Genomic DNA, 17,340 nt, shown 5'->3' with positions numbered 1-17,340 from the left:
TCCTCCTGAAACATTGTTACGGCAAAAATAAAAAACCAGGAGTCAACATTCTTCATGTTTTGACGACTGATTACACATTATCTATAAAACACTTATATAGAATAACTCTCTTTTTCATACAATACAATATATTATACTACAGTTTCATCAGTAAGATTTGCCAAAAAAATTATTCTTTTCTTATTTTATATCCATATACCATATATCAGCAATGTATTTTCGTAAATTCCTAATACATAATCGTTTATTGTAAGATTACTGGGAAAGATATTTATACATATAGTAGGATGTAGATGAAGAAATAAGATAATAAAAAGCTCGCATAAGCGAGCTTTTTATTAATATACAGATGTATTATTTTCTGACATGTTTTCTAAAATTTCTTTAACACGCCCTAAGAACTTACCACAAATTAAACCATCAAGTACTCGGTGATCAAGTGATAAACATAAGTTAACCATGTCACGAGCACCGAACATACCATTATCCATAATTACTGGGCGCTTTACAATTGATTCAACTTGTAAAATAGCCGCTTGTGGGTAATTAATAATACCCATAGATTGAACAGAACCGAATGATCCTGTGTTATTAATTGTAAATGTTCCACCTTGCATTTCGTCTGCTTTTAACGATTTCGTACGTACTTTTCCTGCAAGTTCTGTAATTTCACGAGCGATACCTTTAATTGTTTTCTCGTCCGCTTGCTTAATTACTGGTACAAATAGTTCTTCCTCTGTTGCAACAGCGATAGAAAGGTTAATATCTTTCTTCTGAACAATTTTATCGCCAGCCCACATTGAATTAATTTGAGGATACTCTTTTAACGCTTGTGCTACTGCTTTTACGAAGAAAGCAAAGAACGTTAAGTTAAAGCCTTCACGCTTCTTAAAGTCACCTTTAATTGAGTTACGGTATGACACAAGGTTTGTCACATCTACTTCAATCATCATCCAAGCATGTGGTGCTTCATGTTTACTACGTAACATGTTTGCTGCGATTGCTTTACGCACACCTGTTACTGGAATTTCGATATCTCCAGGCATTGTAGGTACAGAAACTGGTTTCGCAGCTTCTACTTTTTGCGCTACTGGTGCTGCTTTTGGTGCTTCTGGGCGAGCTTCTACTACTGCCGCTACAGCTTCCTCTTTCTTCGCTGCACCTGCTTGCGGAATATTTCCAGATTCCACTAGCTTTAAAATATCTTTACGAGTGATACGGCCGTTTGCTCCCGTACCTTCTACTAGATCTAAATCAACGTTATGCTCACCCGCAAGTTTTAACACAGCTGGTGAAAAACGTGGTTTTCCATCAGTTGGTTGTTTTACTTTCGGTGCTTTTTCAGACGTAGCTACTTCTGCCTTTGGTTCTTCTTTCGTTTTTTCTTCAACAGCTGTTGCTGCTACTTCATCTGCGCCTTCTACTTGAATCACACAAACTACTTCACCTACAGCTAACGTATCACCTTCACCAGCGATTAACTCTTTTACAATCCCCGTGAAAGAAGATGGTACTTCAGCATTTACTTTATCAGTCATTACTTCTGCAAGCGGATCATACTTGTTTACGTGATCGCCAACATTAACGAGCCATTTACTAATTGTGCCCTCTGTAACGCTCTCCCCGAGCTGAGGCATTGTAATATTTTCTACAGCCATGTATAGTCCCCCCGATTAAAATTCCGCAAGTTCACGCATTGCTTTTTCAACTTTATCTGGATTTACCATAAAGAATTTTTCCATTGTTGGTGCATATGGCATTGCTGGAACGTCTGGACCTGCAAGACGTGCGATTGGCGCATCTAAATCAAATAGACAGTTTTCAGCAATAATTGCTGCCACTTCACTCATAATGCTTCCTTCTTTATTGTCTTCTGTTACAAGAAGAACTTTACCTGTTTTAGAAGCTGCTTCAATGATTGCTTCTTTATCTAATGGATATACAGTACGTAAATCAAGAATGTGTGCAGAGATGCCATCTTGTGCTAACTTTTCAGCCGCTTGAAGAGCAAAATGAACACATAATCCGTACGTGATAACTGTAATATCATCACCTTCACGTTTTACATCTGCTTTTCCGATTGGTAATACGTAGTCATCCTCCGGCACTTCACCTTTAATTAAACGATATGCACGTTTATGTTCGAAGAATAATACTGGATCTTCATCACGAATGGCTGCTTTTAATAAGCCTTTTGCATCATATGGTGTAGAAGGGATAACGATTTTTAAACCTGGTTGGTTTGCAAACATCGCTTCTACAGATTGTGAATGATACAATGCACCGTGAACACCCCCGCCAAATGGTGCACGAATTGTAACTGGACAAGTCCAATCATTATTAGAACGATAACGAATTTTTGCTGCCTCAGAAACAATTTGGTTTACTGCTGGCATGATGAAATCAGCAAACTGCATTTCAGCGATTGGACGCATACCATACATTGCCGCACCAATTGCTACCCCAGCAATTGCAGATTCTGCAAGCGGTGCATCAAGCGCACGATCTTCACCAAATTGATCATACAAACCGTGTGTCGCTTTAAACACGCCACCTTTTTTACCAACATCTTCTCCTAAAACGAATACTTTCTCATCGCGTTCCATTTCTTCGCGCATTGCTAATGTAATAGCATCAATATAAGACATTACAGCCATGAAACGTTCCCCCCTATTCTGCGTATACGTGCTTCAATGCATCTTCAGGTGCTGCATACGGAGCATTTTCTGCATATTCTGTTGCTTCATTTACGATATGCATAATTTCGTCTAACATTTGTTTTTCCGATTCCTCAGTTAATACACCAGCTTCTTTTAAATAAGCCGCGAATGTTATAATTGAATCTTTTTTCTTTGCTTCTTCTACTTCCTCTTTATCACGATAAACACGATCATCATCGTCACTAGAATGTGCTGTTAAACGATATGATACTGTTTCAATTAAAGTTGGGCCTTCACCACGGCGACCGCGATCTGCTGCTTCTTTTACAGCTTTATATACTGCAAGCGGATCGTTTCCGTCTATTGTATATCCAGGCATACCGTAACCAATCGCACGATCTGATACGTTTTTACATGCTAATTGTTTTTCAACTGGAATAGAGATTGCATATTTGTTATTTTCACACATAAAAATAACAGGTAGTTTGTGTACACCAGCAAAGTTTGCCCCTTCATGGAAGTCACCTTGGTTTGAAGAACCTTCTCCAAATGTAACGAACGTTACTAAATCTTTCTTCTCCATTTTTCCAGCTAATGCAATACCAACTGCATGTGGTACTTGCGTTGTTACTGGAGATGAACCTGTAACAATACGATTTTTCTTTTGACCGAAGTGACCAGGCATTTGACGACCACCAGAGTTTGGATCTCCAGCTTTCGCGAAAGCAGACAACATAAGCTCTTTAGCTGTCATACCAAATGCTAGTACAACACCCATATCACGGTAGTATGGTAATGCATAATCTTTCTCTCTATCAAGAGCGAACGCCGCTCCAACTTGTGCAGCCTCTTGTCCTTGACAAGAAATTACGAATGGAATTTTACCAGCACGGTTTAATAACCACATACGTTCGTCGATTTTACGTGCAAGTAACATCGTACGGAACATTTCTAATACTTGCTCATCACTTAAGCCAAGCTCTTCATGGCGCTTTTCTTTTACTTCTGCCATTTTTCATAACCTCCTAAATCCACATTTTTATGCGTGTAACGCTCTTCCATCTACAGCAAGTGCTGCTTCACCAATCGCCTCAGATAATGATGGATGCGGATGAATTGTATGTGCTACTTCCCAAGGTGTTGCATCAAGTACTCTTGCAAGACCCGCTTCAGAAATCATATCTGTTACATGCGGTCCAATCATATGAACACCAAGAATGTCATTTGTCTCTTCATCAACTACAAGTTTTACGAAACCATCTGATTCTCCGTATACAAGTGCTTTTCCGATTGCGCGGAATGAGAACTTACCTACTTTTAACTTATAGCCTTTTTCTTTCGCTTCTTGTTCTGTTAAACCGACAGAAGCAACTTCCGGACTGCTATATACGCATTTTGATACCATAGAGTAATCGATTGGTGTAACTTCTTTCCCTGCAATATGTTCTACTGCAGCAATTCCTTCGTGAGAAGCAACGTGAGCGAGTTGCAGGCCACCGATTACATCTCCAATTGCGTAAATATGCGATTCTTTCGTTTGATAAAACTCATTTGTTTGAATGTATCCTTTTTCCACAACGATATCTGTATTCTCTAAGCCAATATTTTGCGTATTCGCTTGTCTTCCTACAGATACAAGCATTTTTTCTGCTTTAAATTCTTTATTTTCACCGTTGTGTTCAGCTTGGATTGTTACTCCATTATCTTTTACCAATGTTTCTGGTAATACTTTTGCACCAGTTACCACTTTAATACCTTTTTTCTTGAATAGACGTTGCATTTCTTTTGAAACGTCTTGATCTTCTAGTGGTAATATCGTTTTCGCATACTCTAATACTGTAACTTCTACACCGAAGTCAGCAAGCATAGATGCCCACTCAATACCGATTACACCGCCACCAACGATAATAATCGAACTAGGAAGCGTTTCCATTTTTAGAGCATGATCTGAAGACATTACGTACTCTCCGTCTAATTCTAAACCTGGTAATGAATTTGGACGAGAACCTGTTGCAATAAGTACATTTTTTGGAATTAACATTTCATTCTCTTCTCCACTTGCAAGTTCAACTGAAATTGTCCCTGGCATCGGAGAGAAAATAGATGGGCCAAGAATACGGCCAATACCTTCAAACACATCAATTTTACCTTGTTTCATTAAATGTTGAACGCCTTTATGAAGCTGCGTTACTATCTTCTCTTTACGCTCTTGTACTTTCGCAAAGTTTAGTTCTACATTGCTTGCAATAACTCCGAACTCTTCGCTTTTTTTAGCAGTTGCATATACTTCCGCACTACGTAAAAGAGCTTTACTAGGAATACATCCTTTGTGTAAACAAGTACCACCAAGATTTTCTTTTTCGACTAGTGCAGTTTTTAACCCTAGTTGTGATGCACGAATTGCAGCAACATATCCACCAGTACCGCCGCCAACGATGACTAAATCATATTCTTTTGCCATTATCTCAACCCCTAGCTACCGTTTCTTTTTCACGTACAACGTATTCTTTTGGAGCTTCTTCTTCACGTAATACACGAAGTGCTCCTTCTGCTAACGCTTCTAACTCATCTTCGCCTGGATGTACGATAACATCTGCAATCCAGTCCACTCGCTCTTTTATTTCATCGACAAGAATTTTACTGTATGCCAGTCCACCAGTTAATACGATTGCATCGATTTTCCCGTGAAGTACAGCGCTAGCTCCGCCAATCTCTTTTGCAACTTGATATGCCATTGCTTTATAAATAAGAGTTGCTTCAGGATCACCTTTTTCAACCATTTGCTCTACTTTAATCGCATCATTTGTACCGATTAAACTTACAAGTCCACCTTGTCCGACAAGTTTTTTAATCATTTCATCACGGTAATACTCACCAGAGAAACACATTTCTACTAGTTGCCCTACTGGTACTGTACCAGCGCGCTCTGGACTAAATGGTCCTTCTCCGTTTAAACCGTTATTCACATCGATTACTCTTCCTTTTTTATGAGCACCAACTGTAATACCGCCACCCATATGTGTAACTAATAAATTTAAATCCTCGTATTTGTGATTTAACTGTTCAGCTACTTTACGAGCAACTGCTTTTTGATTTAATGCATGGAAGATACTTTTGCGTTCCATACCAGCAATGCCACTTATACGAGCAACCGGCTCCATCTCATCTACAACGACAGGATCTACAATGAATGCAGGAATGTTTAATCCAGAAGCAATTTCATATGCTAAAATGCCTCCAAGGTTTGAAGCGTGATGACCGCTAAAGCCATTTTTCAAATCTTCTAACATCGCATCGTTTACTGTATACGTACCGCCTTCGATTGGACGAAGTAATCCACCACGCCCACAAACAGCGTTTAATTTTGAAATGTTAATACCATGAGAATGTAGAACTTCTAAAATCGTTTCTTTTCGAAACTCATATTGGTCGATAATTCTCTTATATTTTCCAATCTGTTCTACGTCATGACGAATCGTTTCTTCTAGAACGGGTCTTTCATTATCAAAAACACCAATTTTTGTGGATGTACTACCTGGGTTAATAACAAGAATTCGATTTACAGACAATGTTGCTACCTCCACTAATAAATTCAAAAGGAAGTGGAAACCTCATAAGAGGTAACCACACCTTTTGTAAAAGTTATATATGAATGATTAGCGACGGCTAATAATATCGTGACCGTTGCGTAAGTAAGTGCTACGAGAATTCTTCAAGCTTGCAATGCGCTCTTCAGCTAGACGATCTGCCGCTACATAAGTTGCTATGCCATCGCGTTTTGAAATTTCGATTACTTTTGCAATCGTGTCATAAATAGACTCAACACGTTTTAGTGCACGTTCTCTATTGTATCCATATAATTCGTCTGCTACGTTAATTACGCCACCTGCATTAATTACATAATCTGGTGCGTATACAATACCCATTTCATGAATGATGTCACCATGACGATCTTCTTTTAATTGGTTATTTGCAGAACCTGCGATTACTTTTGCTTTAAGTTGTGGAATAGTTTCATCATTAACTGTTGCGCCTAGTGCACATGGTGCGTAAATATCGCATTCAACACCGTAAATTTCATTTGGTTCAACTGCTGATGCACCGAATTCTTCTACAGCACGTTGTACAGCTTCTTTATTAATATCTGTAACGATTAATTTTGCTCCTTCAGCGTGTAAATGTTTGCATAGGTGATATGCTACGTTACCAACGCCTTGAACAGCAATTACTTTTCCTTCTAAATTGTCAGTACCGAAAGCTTCTTTTGCAGCTGCTTTCATACCACGGTAAACACCGTATGCAGTTACCGGAGATGGGTTACCAGAAGAACCGAATGATGGTGAGATACCTGTTACAAAGTCAGTTTCTTCATGGATAATATCCATATCATCTACTGTTGTACCAACATCTTCAGCTGTAATGTAACGTCCGTTTAGTCCTTGGATATAACGTCCTAGTGCACGGAACATTGCTTCGCTCTTATCTTTACGAGGATCACCGATAATTACTGTTTTCGCACCACCTAAGTTTAAACCAGCTGCTGCGTTTTTGTATGTCATCCCTTTTGCAAGACGCAATGCATCTTCAATCGCCGCTTCTTCAGAATCATATGTCCACATTCTTGTTCCACCAAGAGCCGGTCCAAGTGTTGTATCATGAATTGCAATAATTGCTTTTAAACCAGATTCTTTATCTTGACAAAATACCACTTGCTCATAATCATATTTTTCTAAGTATTCGAAGATTTCTAATGTCATTGTCGTTTCCCCCTAATGTTTTACCCTTTTTGGTTTATTTTGAAGCAGTCGCAACTGCCAATGCTAATGAATATACTTTTGTTTCTGCTGAATCAGCACGAGATGTTAAAACGATCGGTGCTTTTGCGCCAGCAATCATTGCTCCTACTTTTGCATCCGCAAAGTATACGAGTGATTTATATAGCACATTTCCAGCTTCAATCGTTGGGACGAGTAAAATATCTGCCTTACCTGCTACATCACTTACTATGCCTTTATGCTCTGCTGCAATTTGTGATACTGCATTATCTAAAGCAAGTGGTCCATCAACGATACAATCTTTAATTTGTCCGCGGCGATTCATTTGTGTTAACATCGCTGCATCAATTGTCGCCTGCATCGCTGGATTCACAACTTCTACTGCTGCAATTGGTGCCACTTTTGGCAAGTCGATTCCTATTGCCCGGGCAACTTCTACAGTATTTTGTATAATAGCAGCTTTTTGTGTTACATCAGGTGCGATGTTCATCGCTGCATCTGTAACGAAAATAAGACGATCGTAATTTGGAACTTCAAATGCTGCTACATGTGAAAGTACGCTACCTTTACGTAGGCCCCACTCTTTGTTTAACACAGCCTTCAAAATATTCGCTGTTGGGATGTTCCCCTTCATAAGCACGTCTGCTTCACCATTTCTCACAGCTTTAACAGAAAGTTCTGCAGCCTCTGCACTAGACATTGCTGCAATCACTTCAACATGTTCTGAAGTTTGTAAACCATGTTCTTGTAGCATCCCCATTATTTTTTCTTGATTTCCATATAGACGAAATTGAGCTAACTGTAATTTAATTGCTTTCGCTACAGCTTCAATTACTTCATGATCTTCAGCTACTGCTACAGCTACAGTTTTTTTAGGCTGCCCTGCTGCTTGATCAATTAAGTATTCTAACTTCATATTTTGTAATCAACCCTTTCCGTCGTCCCTCGTCTATTTATAAAGCAAATACCGTGCCAACTTTTAAAAGTGGTCTTACCAATAATGAAAACGCATTCAAAATGCAGTAAAATCAATACTTTGGAAAATAACAAAAGATTCTGTCTTATTTTGTCGCTTTTTGTATACCATGCAATAAATTGCACGGTACGCAATTTATTGCATGCTATTTTTTGCATGGTCATACTTTTCTAGCTTGTAATATAAATTTCGAACGGAAATTCCTAACGCTTTTGCAGTTTGCGTTTTATTCCCATCAAATCTCTCCAAATATTCATGAATAATATTCCCTTCAAACTCTGTCACTAAATGTTCAAGTGGCTTTTCTTCTAATTCAGGTAATAAATGAGATTGCTTTGACTCCACCTGCTCTTCGTTATGTAATGGCGGTAAATGGTGTACATCAATATAGGTCTCGTTATAATTCATAAAGATAATAGCTCTTCCCAGAATATTTTCAAGTTCCCTCACATTCCCTGGCCATTCGTATGATTGTAAATATAAAATGGCTGAATCAGTGAGCCCTTCTACATTACGACCGTAATCTTGATTAATTTTTTGAATCAATCTGTCCGCAATTGTCGGTATATCTCCTTTACGTTGACGAAGAGATGGAATTTGAATTGGGATTTTATTTAATCGATAATATAAATCCTCCCTAAACTTCCCTTCTAGAATAGCCTTTTCTAAATTCACATGCGTCGCTGCAATTACTCGAACATTAATAGGTATCGCTTTCGTTCCACCAACTTTTACAATTTCTTTTTCCTGCAGTACACGAAGGAGTTTCGCTTGTGTATTTGCAGATAACTCCCCTATTTCATCTAAAAAAATACTACCGTTATTTGCTTCCTCAAAGAACCCACGTTTCCCGCCTCTTTTCGCTCCAGAAAACGCCCCTTCCTCATAACCAAATAATTCACTTTCTAACAACGTCTCCGAAATGGCCGCACAGTTTACACGGACGAACTTATTGTATTTTCGATTACTTCCATTATGGATTGCATGTGCAAACAATTCTTTACCAGTCCCAGATTCACCGCGTAACAGCACTGTTGCTGGTGTATTTGCTCCTAGCTTCGCCTGTTCGATAGCTGCCGTTGTTTCATCTGAATTCCCGACAATATCATCAAATGAATATTTCGCTTCTAATGTGCGAATAATTTGCCTTGCTCTATTCAATTCATTTGTTAACTTTTGAATTTCCGACACGTCACGGATAACGCCGACGCTTCCTTTCAATATTCCATCCACAATGACTGGTGCCACGTTTACAATTACATCGCGCTTTTTTTGCCCAATCTTCATATGTATTCCGCGCACCGCACGACGCGTTCGAAGTACTTTCATATGCATACTTTCGCCTTCTACAATATCAGTTGTAGCAGGCTTCCCAATAATATCTTCTTCTGTTAAACCCGTTAATTTCGTATATGCCGGGTTAATGACTAAACCTCTTCCTTTTTCATCCACAACCGAAATTGCTTCTTCAGATGAGTTAATAATTGCCTCTAATAGTGTTTGAATCTCCTTTAAATCTGTAACTTCTTCCGCTAAATCTACAACTTCTGTTATATCTTTAAAAATTGCAAATGCCCCTTGTACCTCTCCGCCCTCTTTTAATATCGGTATACGCGTTGTAATAATTTTCTTTCCATTCTCTAATGTTAGTTCATAATTTACTTCTATTTGTTTCGTACGTATAATGCGAAGTAATTTACTAGTTGGAATGACTTCTAAAATATATTTTCCTATCGCCTCTTCTTTTTTATATCCGATAATACGCTCTGCACTTTTATTAAAAAGACGAACTTGTCCCTCTCGATCAATTACGATCATGCCGTCATGTGTAGAATTTAAAATTAATTCTCCTTGTTGCGTTTGTTCCTCTAATCGCCCAATCAGCCCTTCCTTCTCATGCGCTAATCCTGTAACAATTTTTGCGATATCACCTGGTATAAGAAGAGTGTCTTTTTTCTTTTTTTCCAATAAAACCTTATGCACATCATCTTCACCTGTCATATCAAATATTACATCGATATGCATAGAAAGAAATGGAGTTACACTTTCTCCAATTGCAATCCCGTATTCCTTAGCAATTTGTAGTCCTTTTGCCAACGGATTTATATCAATAATCCCTATAATTTGAAATATATTCGAACTTTGTAACAGATTCAGCAGTGCGCTCCCGCCTTCACCTGCACCAACAATTAATACTTTTTGTTTCATATATCCCACTTCCTCTCGAAGTAACTCTGCAAATTTTTTCACACCTTTATCTTACTCGTTCAGCACCCTCTTGACAAACCCCCTTTCCTTATAACATCATTAAAATATACGAAATAATCTGAAAAGGAGCGTTATGTATGCAGCGTTACGTTGCTCTACTATTAGCACTCATCCCTATTTCATTAGCTGTGTTTGGTATAAAGTTAATGAGAGATACTGTATTCGGGATTCTATTTCCACCAATCTCTATACTGTGGTTACAATTTTTAATCGGCGCTCTCTGCTTCGGGCTCGGGTTTTATATCTTCGGTGGCTTCGTCTTGCACCGAGACCGTAAACGAAATAAAGTACAAGCTCGCTTTAGAAGATAGGAATGCCCCACTATTTATAAATAAAAAAATGAGACCGTTACACGCGGTCTCATTTTTTTATTGGCATTAACGTTCTGGCCGTTTCAGGGTAATCAGTAATAATCGCCGATATATTCATATCAAAATATTTACGCATAAGCGTTTCTTCATTAATTGTATAAGGGCGAACCTCTACACCACTTTCCATCGTTAGTTCGGCAATAGCATCTTGAAGGTAACGATAATTCGGATGTACTGCTGTAGCCCCCATTTTTTTCGCGTATGCCCACGGACTATGCAAACCTTCGCGATATAAAATTGCTGTTTGAATATCAGGAGCCATCATATGGCACCGTTTCATACTGTAGTGATTAAACGAAGAAAATATAACACGATCCTCTAGACTAAATTTCCGTACAAGCGTTATAACTTCTTCCTCTAAACCTCTGTATGGAATTTTATTATTTTTAAGTTCAATATTAAGTAGCAAACTCGTTTGTGCAAGCCATTCTAATACCTCTTCTAAAAGTGGTATTTTACAAAAACCTACTTTATCACCAAATTTATAACTTGCATCTAACTTGCATAAGTCCTCATATACATAATTCCGAACCGCACCTTTTCCATTTGTTGTCCGGTCCACCGTTTCATCATGAATGACGACAACTTTTCCGTCTTTCGTTAATTGAACATCAAGTTCAATTCCATCCGCTCTAAAAGACTCAGCCGCTTCAAATGAAATCATTGTATTTTCTGGGTACGTTCCAGCCGCACCACGATGTGCAAATATAAGAGTCATCCTCACTCCCCCAATCTTATGCTATACTATACGAAAAAGGAGGTACTTCTATGAGACCATTACAAATCTCTCCAGATACTGCAGTCCGCTTATCAAAAGCACTAGGTGTTCCACTTGAACAACTCATGCATATGCCGCAGCACATTTTAATTCAAAAGCTAGTTGAATTAGAAAAACAAAATAAAGACGAAGAATAATACAGTCCTGTTTTGCAGGACTTTTTATTATTTTCTATTATATCACGGATGCCTTTCCTACTAAAATCCTTTAACAGATGTACTACGATGTGATTTAGCCGTTCCTTCATCATTTAATAATGAATCACATCTTTTCTTTTTTGTTACACGTCATAAAGAAAGCAGACCATTTATTTATAAGTCCCATTACGTCCTTAAAACACGATAATAAAAAAACTAGAGAAGTCCTTTATATTATTTTTTATTGAACGTGCGGAGCATCCCCTGATTCGTATAGTTCTTTCGCTTTTTCCTCCCCGAATGTAGTTAAAATATAATGTTGCTCTTCTAACGCATCCATTGCTCTAGTTACTTTACAAACGCTATCTTCTTGAGCATCCGAGAAATAATTGTGATCTTCTACAATTTTACTAAAATCTTTTTTCGCCCATCTATCAGCAATTGCTAAAAGTTCATTTTTCTTCGTAAAGCTACTCTTATTTATAATTTCTTTTAATTTTTTAGCATTACTTTGAATCATTGGGATAGAGCCCGATTTTCGTTCTGCCACCACTTTTTGATGAGTCATGCGATGCATCGCTGTAATGACTTCGCTTTCAGTAGAATTTTCAGTAACATACACATCAACAAAGACCCCATCCACCTCTCTACCTACTATTGTTTGGTCTTCTTTTTTATCTATTTGAGCGCTCACTTCTTTATCTACTGGATTATCTGCAAGTTCTAACATTCCAAATGTAACTGCAATAGCAAGAACTCCCATAGCTGCTACTATTCCTAGCCAAGTTGAAATTTTATTTTCCATTCCCCTTCTCCCTATCTATATCTATTTTATTGCCTTATAAAAAACTCACTTACATGTAATATTACTAAAAATAGGTTTTATTTCCCATGATATCAAATAATCTCTTTTTCTCAACAAAATAAAAAGACCAACGAATTATAACATTCATTGGTCTTTCATTAAAAAGTTTATTGGCTTTAAAATTAACATCGAGCATAGCGTTCCAGCATACATCGGTTTTACTAAAACGAAAACCCATTGCTACTTCTACTCTCAGCTAGCTTTATGTTCAAGTCTCAGCTTATCCGCAACCATTGCGATAAACTCAGAGTTCGTAGGTTTTGCTTTTGACATGGATACTGTATAACCGAATAAGGACGAAATAGAATCAATATTCCCACGGCTCCAAGCTACTTCAATCGCGTGACGAATTGCGCGCTCCACACGGCTTGCTGTTGTATTATATTTCTTTGCGATATCTGGATACAATACTTTCGTAATCGATCCTAATAATTCGATATCGTTGTATACCATGGAGATTGCTTCTCGTAAATACATATATCCTTTAATATGAGCGGGTACACCAATTTCATGAATGATACTCGTAATACTCGCATCTAAGTTTTTCGGTTTTCCATCTACTGTTGTTGCTGATCGGAATGATGGTAGTGGACGTTTAATCATAGCGTTTGCTTTACCACTCACTTGACGAATATGACTCGTTAAATTCTCCATATCAAATGGTTTTAATATGAAATATGAGGCACCTAAGTCAACTGCTTTTTTCGTCACATCTTCTTGGCCAAATGCTGTCAACATAATTACGCTAGGCTGTTTTAACCTTTCAATATGTCGCATTTTCTCCAATACAGCTAAACCATCTAAGTGTGGCATAATAATGTCTAAAACGAGTACATCAGGTTGCTTATCTGTTAATAAGTTTAAACACTCTTGACCATTATAAGCAGTACCGATTACTTCCATATCATCTTGAGCGGCTACATAGCTCTCTAACATTGATACTAGTTCTTTATTATCATCCACAAGACATACTTTAATTTTCTCCACAGCTTTTCCTCCCTTACCGAATCGATTCTCCGACATGTGTATCCTTCTAGGCTACATGAATTGTTCGACAATTGTGTGAAAATTCCCTTTTAAAGTTTCTTACTTTCCGATAAAATCACAAAAAAATATGTTTATCGTTCATTTATTCCCTTTCGCAACACATTCCATCATAGAAATACAACGAAACGTTCAACCCTTTCCTTTTATTTTACAACAAAAAACACCTCTTGCGGAGCTTTTACAAAATTTCAACGAATTTTTCAACAGAAAAAGCGAGCTAATAATATATATTAGCTCGCTTTTTTCTCTTGATCATAAATATTAATTCCAGCTTGATGTAACATCCATTCAATATGAACACCATATCCTGATGTTGGATCATTTACAAATACATGTGTAACAGCACCAATTACTTTTCCATTTTGTACAATTGGACTTCCGCTCATTCCTTGTACGATACCGCCCGTTTTCGCTAATAGACGTTTATCTGTTACTTTTATTACCATACCCTTTGTGGCTGGGAATTTTTGCTGCACTGTACTAACGACTTCAATATCAAACGCTTCTACTTTATCTTGATCAATAACTGTTAATATTTTTGCCGGTCCTTCTTTTACTTGATGAGATAATGCGATAGGCATTGCTTTATCCATTATACCGTTTTTCATATTCGTATTTAATTTTCCAAAAATACCATATGGACTATTAATTGTAATATTGCCAATCACTTCACGGTCTGGTGAGAATCTTGCTAATTTCTCCCCTGGATTCCCATGACTACCTCTTTCAATTGATGTAACTGTCGAGCGCATAATTTGTCCATCTTCGACTTGAATCGGCTTTTTCGTATCATTATCAGAAATAACATGACCAAGTGCCCCATATTTCATAGAATCTGGATGAACAAATGTCATCGTTCCAATTCCAGCTGCCGAATCACGGATATACAAGCCAATTCGATAAGACGATTCACCGTTGTCTTTTTGTGGAGTTAGCTTCGTACGAATATATTTTCCATCTCTTAACAATACAAGATTAAGCGGTTCACCTGTTTCTCCACTATTATGAATAAACGGTGCTACATCACTCATTCTTTCAATTGTTTTACCATTAATTTCAGTAATCATATCTCCAATTTGTACACCTGCTGTTTCACCAGGAGATATTTTACCTTTTTCAGTTTGAATTAAATGATGGCCTACAACAAGTACACCTTTTGTATTTAATTTCACACCAATTGATTGTCCACCTGGAATCACTTTAAAATCTTTTAACACTTTCACATTTACTTTTTTTACTGGAAAACCAGCAAGCTGAAATACCATATCAGCTTCACCATTTTGATGAGAATTTACCATAAGTCCTTGTTTTTGTTCATTCGAACTCACTGTAAATACATGACGATTTGTGGATGAAGCTTTGAAAACTGGTAATGATGATATTTCTGATTGTTGTCCTTCAAAAACAACAAGTTGTTTCGGTGATGAAATAAACGTTCGAAGCGGTTTAAAACATCCAATAAAAACTAAAGAAACAAGGAGACAAAGACCTATTATTTTTCGAAATTTTTCTAATTTCAACTTGTTCACTCTCCTCGCTCCTACCCCACATTCAGCCTCTTGGCTTCACTTTTTAATCTCTCCTTGCAGTGCTTTATTTATAACCGGAAGAATTAAGAAATCGTCATTTGAGAAAAAAAGCTATCCATTACTGGATAGCCTCTGCTGTCTGTTTAAAATGATGCGCTTGCGTAAGTAATTCTTTCGCATGCTCTGTCGTTAAATCTGTGATTTCCACACCAGAAATCATTCGAGCTATTTCTGTTACTTTATCCTCCATAGTTAAAACAGTAACCGATGTAATTGTCCGATCATTCGCTACTTGTTTTCGAATAAATAAATGTGAATCTGCCATTGAAGCTACTTGAGGTAAGTGCGTAATACAAAGTACTTGCGAGTTTACTGATACTCGATAAATTTTTTCCGCAATAGCCTGTGCGACCCGGCCACTTACACCCGTATCCACTTCATCAAAAATAACAGATGCAACCCCTTGATGCTTAGAAAAAATGCTTTTTAAAGCTAAAATGATACGAGATAACTCTCCGCCAGATGCAACCTTTGAAAGTGGTTTTAGCGGCTCTCCTGGGTTCGTTGAAATATAAAATTCCACATGATCGTAACCATCCGCCGTAAGTCTTACCGGCGCACCTTCCACAAGGGGCTCTTCTACATTTCCTTCTCTCTTCATAATTCTCACTTCAAATTTCGTTTTTTCCATATATAATTCTTTTAATTCCTGATGAATTGCATTTGTAAGGTGTTCTGCAAGCTCATGACGCATATTACTTAACAACGTTGCTTCTTTCAGAATAACACTTTCTAATTCCTTCAACTGTTTCTTCGTCGTTTCAATATGAACGTCTTTATTTTCAATCGTAAAAATTTCCTGTTCAATTTTATCAGCATACGCTAAAATCTCTTCTACAGTATTTCCATATTTTCTCTTTAGCATACGAATTTCATTCAAACGTGTTTCGATTTCATCTAAACGATTTGGATCATATTCCATCATATCGAGCTTTTCTCTCAGTTGATAGGCAACCTCTTCTAATAAGTAATAGCTATTTGCAATTGAATCATGATTCTCCTGATACACTTCATCTAAATGTGTAATACTTTCCATTTGCCCCATTGCACTTCTTACATTATCTAACCCTTGTCCGTCGGCACTTAACGAACGATATGCATCACCTAACGCTTTATAAATCTTTTCAAAATTAGAAATTTGCAATCGTTCCTCAGTTAATTCATTTTCTTCATCCATCTTTAAATCCGCCTTGCGAATTTCTTCATGCTGAAATTGAATTAAATCTAAGCGATGTGCCATTTGTTGCTCATTTTCACTTAACGATTTCAATTGTTTTTTTAATTTTTCATAGTCAGCGTATACGTTTTGATATATGTCTAATTGTTTAACGATTCGATCCCCATCAAAGTGATCAAGCATAAACAGATGTCGTTCTTCATTCATTAAATCTTGCGTTTCGTGCTGTCCATGAATATCAACAAGTGTTTTCCCAATTTCTTTTAATATGCTAAGTGTAACAAGCTTCCCATTTACACGACATACACTCTTCCCGTTCGCAGCAATATCACGCTTTAAAATAATCATGCCATCTTCTATTTCTATATCTAACTCTTCTGCCTTTTCAATACATGGATGCTTCTCATCTTCAACATAAAATAGCCCTTCAATCTCAGCCTTCTCTGTTCCATATCGAACAAATTCTGCTGACCCACGGCCACCTACAAGTAAACTAATTGCATCAATAATAATCGATTTTCCGGCCCCTGTTTCACCGCTTAAAACCGTTAAACCTTTTTGAAAAGAAATATTTAATGCTTCAATAATAGCAAAGTTTCTAATCGATAATTCCGATAACAATGCCCCATTCACCTCGTTATAAAATAATCCCTTACTAAAGGATTTTCTCAGTTCTTCATTCAAATAATCATGCTAT

The 17,340-nt window shown here is 37.4% G+C and carries 15 protein-coding genes; 2 read left to right on the top strand and 13 right to left on the bottom strand.

What is annotated here, in order from left to right; genetic code table 11:
- Positions 1-338: 338 nt before the first annotated feature.
- From BLT20_RS06480 to BLT20_RS06440, 8 genes are all read right to left on the bottom strand, one after another.
- Entirely contained in the window at positions 339-1,658 is a 1,320-nt protein-coding gene (locus BLT20_RS06480; protein ID WP_000257660.1) for a dihydrolipoamide acetyltransferase family protein, read from the bottom strand.
- Positions 1,659-1,673: 15 nt separating this feature from the next.
- Positions 1,674-2,657 carry a 3-methyl-2-oxobutanoate dehydrogenase subunit beta gene (gene bfmBAB / locus BLT20_RS06475; protein ID WP_000290071.1) on the bottom strand — a complete coding sequence of 328 codons (984 nt, stop codon included), beginning with the start codon at positions 2,655-2,657 and terminating at the stop codon, positions 1,674-1,676.
- Positions 2,658-2,670: 13 nt separating this feature from the next.
- A complete protein-coding gene (gene bfmBAA, locus BLT20_RS06470) occupies positions 2,671-3,672 on the bottom strand; it encodes a 3-methyl-2-oxobutanoate dehydrogenase subunit alpha (protein WP_000852551.1) in 1,002 nt (333 codons plus the stop codon).
- Positions 3,673-3,699: 27 nt separating this feature from the next.
- Positions 3,700-5,121, bottom strand: coding sequence for a dihydrolipoyl dehydrogenase (lpdA, locus tag BLT20_RS06465; protein ID WP_001051289.1), 1,422 nt, complete (start codon positions 5,119-5,121; stop codon positions 3,700-3,702).
- A 4-nt stretch (positions 5,122-5,125) separates the two neighbouring features.
- Entirely contained in the window at positions 5,126-6,229 is a 1,104-nt protein-coding gene (gene buk / locus BLT20_RS06460) for a butyrate kinase (protein WP_000115781.1), read from the bottom strand.
- A gap of 87 nt (positions 6,230-6,316) precedes the next feature.
- On the bottom strand, positions 6,317-7,417 hold the full coding sequence (locus BLT20_RS06455) for a leucine dehydrogenase (protein ID WP_000171355.1): 1,101 nt from the start codon (positions 7,415-7,417) through the stop codon (positions 6,317-6,319).
- 34 nt (positions 7,418-7,451) lie between these two features.
- Positions 7,452-8,351, bottom strand: a complete 900-nt coding sequence (gene yqiS / locus BLT20_RS06450) for a phosphate butyryltransferase (RefSeq protein WP_000764677.1) — start codon at positions 8,349-8,351, stop codon at positions 7,452-7,454.
- A 195-nt stretch (positions 8,352-8,546) separates the two neighbouring features.
- Positions 8,547-10,619 (bottom strand): sigma-54 interaction domain-containing protein, encoded by a 2,073-nt coding sequence (locus BLT20_RS06440; protein WP_033666632.1) that lies wholly within the window; start codon positions 10,617-10,619, stop codon positions 8,547-8,549.
- 137 nt (positions 10,620-10,756) lie between these two features.
- Between BLT20_RS06440 and BLT20_RS06435 the strand changes: the two genes are divergently transcribed.
- Entirely contained in the window at positions 10,757-10,990 is a 234-nt protein-coding gene (locus BLT20_RS06435; protein ID WP_001190211.1) for a DUF2627 domain-containing protein, read from the top strand.
- A 49-nt stretch (positions 10,991-11,039) separates the two neighbouring features.
- On the opposite strand, the gene BLT20_RS06430 is transcribed toward BLT20_RS06435, so the two are convergent.
- The gene (locus BLT20_RS06430; protein ID WP_000172575.1) at positions 11,040-11,768 is read right to left on the bottom strand and encodes a glycerophosphodiester phosphodiesterase; all 729 of its coding nucleotides are present in this window, start codon (positions 11,766-11,768) and stop codon (positions 11,040-11,042) included.
- A 50-nt stretch (positions 11,769-11,818) separates the two neighbouring features.
- Between BLT20_RS06430 and BLT20_RS06425 the strand changes: the two genes are divergently transcribed.
- The gene (locus tag BLT20_RS06425; RefSeq protein ID WP_001247671.1) at positions 11,819-11,965 is read left to right on the top strand and encodes a YycC family protein; all 147 of its coding nucleotides are present in this window, start codon (positions 11,819-11,821) and stop codon (positions 11,963-11,965) included.
- Positions 11,966-12,206: 241 nt separating this feature from the next.
- On the opposite strand, the gene BLT20_RS06420 is transcribed toward BLT20_RS06425, so the two are convergent.
- From BLT20_RS06420 to recN, 4 genes are all read right to left on the bottom strand, one after another.
- Positions 12,207-12,770 carry a PRK06770 family protein gene (locus BLT20_RS06420; RefSeq protein ID WP_000428229.1) on the bottom strand — a complete coding sequence of 188 codons (564 nt, stop codon included), beginning with the start codon at positions 12,768-12,770 and terminating at the stop codon, positions 12,207-12,209.
- 252 nt (positions 12,771-13,022) lie between these two features.
- On the bottom strand, positions 13,023-13,817 hold the full coding sequence (spo0A, locus tag BLT20_RS06415) for a sporulation transcription factor Spo0A (protein WP_011110369.1): 795 nt from the start codon (positions 13,815-13,817) through the stop codon (positions 13,023-13,025).
- A gap of 290 nt (positions 13,818-14,107) precedes the next feature.
- Positions 14,108-15,406 carry a SpoIVB peptidase gene (gene spoIVB, locus BLT20_RS06405; protein ID WP_002000940.1) on the bottom strand — a complete coding sequence of 433 codons (1,299 nt, stop codon included), beginning with the start codon at positions 15,404-15,406 and terminating at the stop codon, positions 14,108-14,110.
- Between the two features lie 118 nt (positions 15,407-15,524).
- The gene (recN, locus tag BLT20_RS06400; protein ID WP_000947768.1) at positions 15,525-17,264 is read right to left on the bottom strand and encodes a DNA repair protein RecN; all 1,740 of its coding nucleotides are present in this window, start codon (positions 17,262-17,264) and stop codon (positions 15,525-15,527) included.
- Positions 17,265-17,340: the final 76 nt, after the last annotated feature.

The sequence above is a fragment of the Bacillus sp. cl96 genome, assembly GCF_900100505.1.
Taxonomy (GTDB): Bacteria; Bacillota; Bacilli; order Bacillales; family Bacillaceae_G; genus Bacillus_A; species Bacillus_A cereus.
Note: the sequence above shows the minus strand (reverse complement) of the source record. Positions and strands in the feature narration are given on the sequence as shown.

Bases quoted from the DNA above. Each gene is read 5' to 3' on its own strand.
- BLT20_RS06480 (WP_000257660.1), bottom strand. From the start codon at position 1,658: ATGGCTGTAGAAAATATTACAATGCCTCAGCTCGGGGAGAGCGTTACA.
- bfmBAB (WP_000290071.1), bottom strand. From the start codon at position 2,657: ATGGCTGTAATGTCTTATATTGATGCTATTACATTAGCAATGCGCGAA.
- bfmBAA (WP_000852551.1), bottom strand. From the start codon at position 3,672: ATGGCAGAAGTAAAAGAAAAGCGCCATGAAGAGCTTGGCTTAAGTGAT.
- lpdA (WP_001051289.1), bottom strand. From the start codon at position 5,121: ATGGCAAAAGAATATGATTTAGTCATCGTTGGCGGCGGTACTGGTGGA.
- BLT20_RS06455 (WP_000171355.1), bottom strand. From the start codon at position 7,417: ATGACATTAGAAATCTTCGAATACTTAGAAAAATATGATTATGAGCAA.
- yqiS (WP_000764677.1), bottom strand. From the start codon at position 8,351: ATGAAGTTAGAATACTTAATTGATCAAGCAGCAGGGCAGCCTAAAAAA.
- BLT20_RS06440 (WP_033666632.1), bottom strand. From the start codon at position 10,619: ATGAAACAAAAAGTATTAATTGTTGGTGCAGGTGAAGGCGGGAGCGCA.
- BLT20_RS06435 (WP_001190211.1), top strand. From the start codon at position 10,757: ATGCAGCGTTACGTTGCTCTACTATTAGCACTCATCCCTATTTCATTA.
- BLT20_RS06430 (WP_000172575.1), bottom strand. From the start codon at position 11,768: ATGACTCTTATATTTGCACATCGTGGTGCGGCTGGAACGTACCCAGAA.
- BLT20_RS06425 (WP_001247671.1), top strand. From the start codon at position 11,819: ATGAGACCATTACAAATCTCTCCAGATACTGCAGTCCGCTTATCAAAA.
- BLT20_RS06420 (WP_000428229.1), bottom strand. From the start codon at position 12,770: ATGGAAAATAAAATTTCAACTTGGCTAGGAATAGTAGCAGCTATGGGA.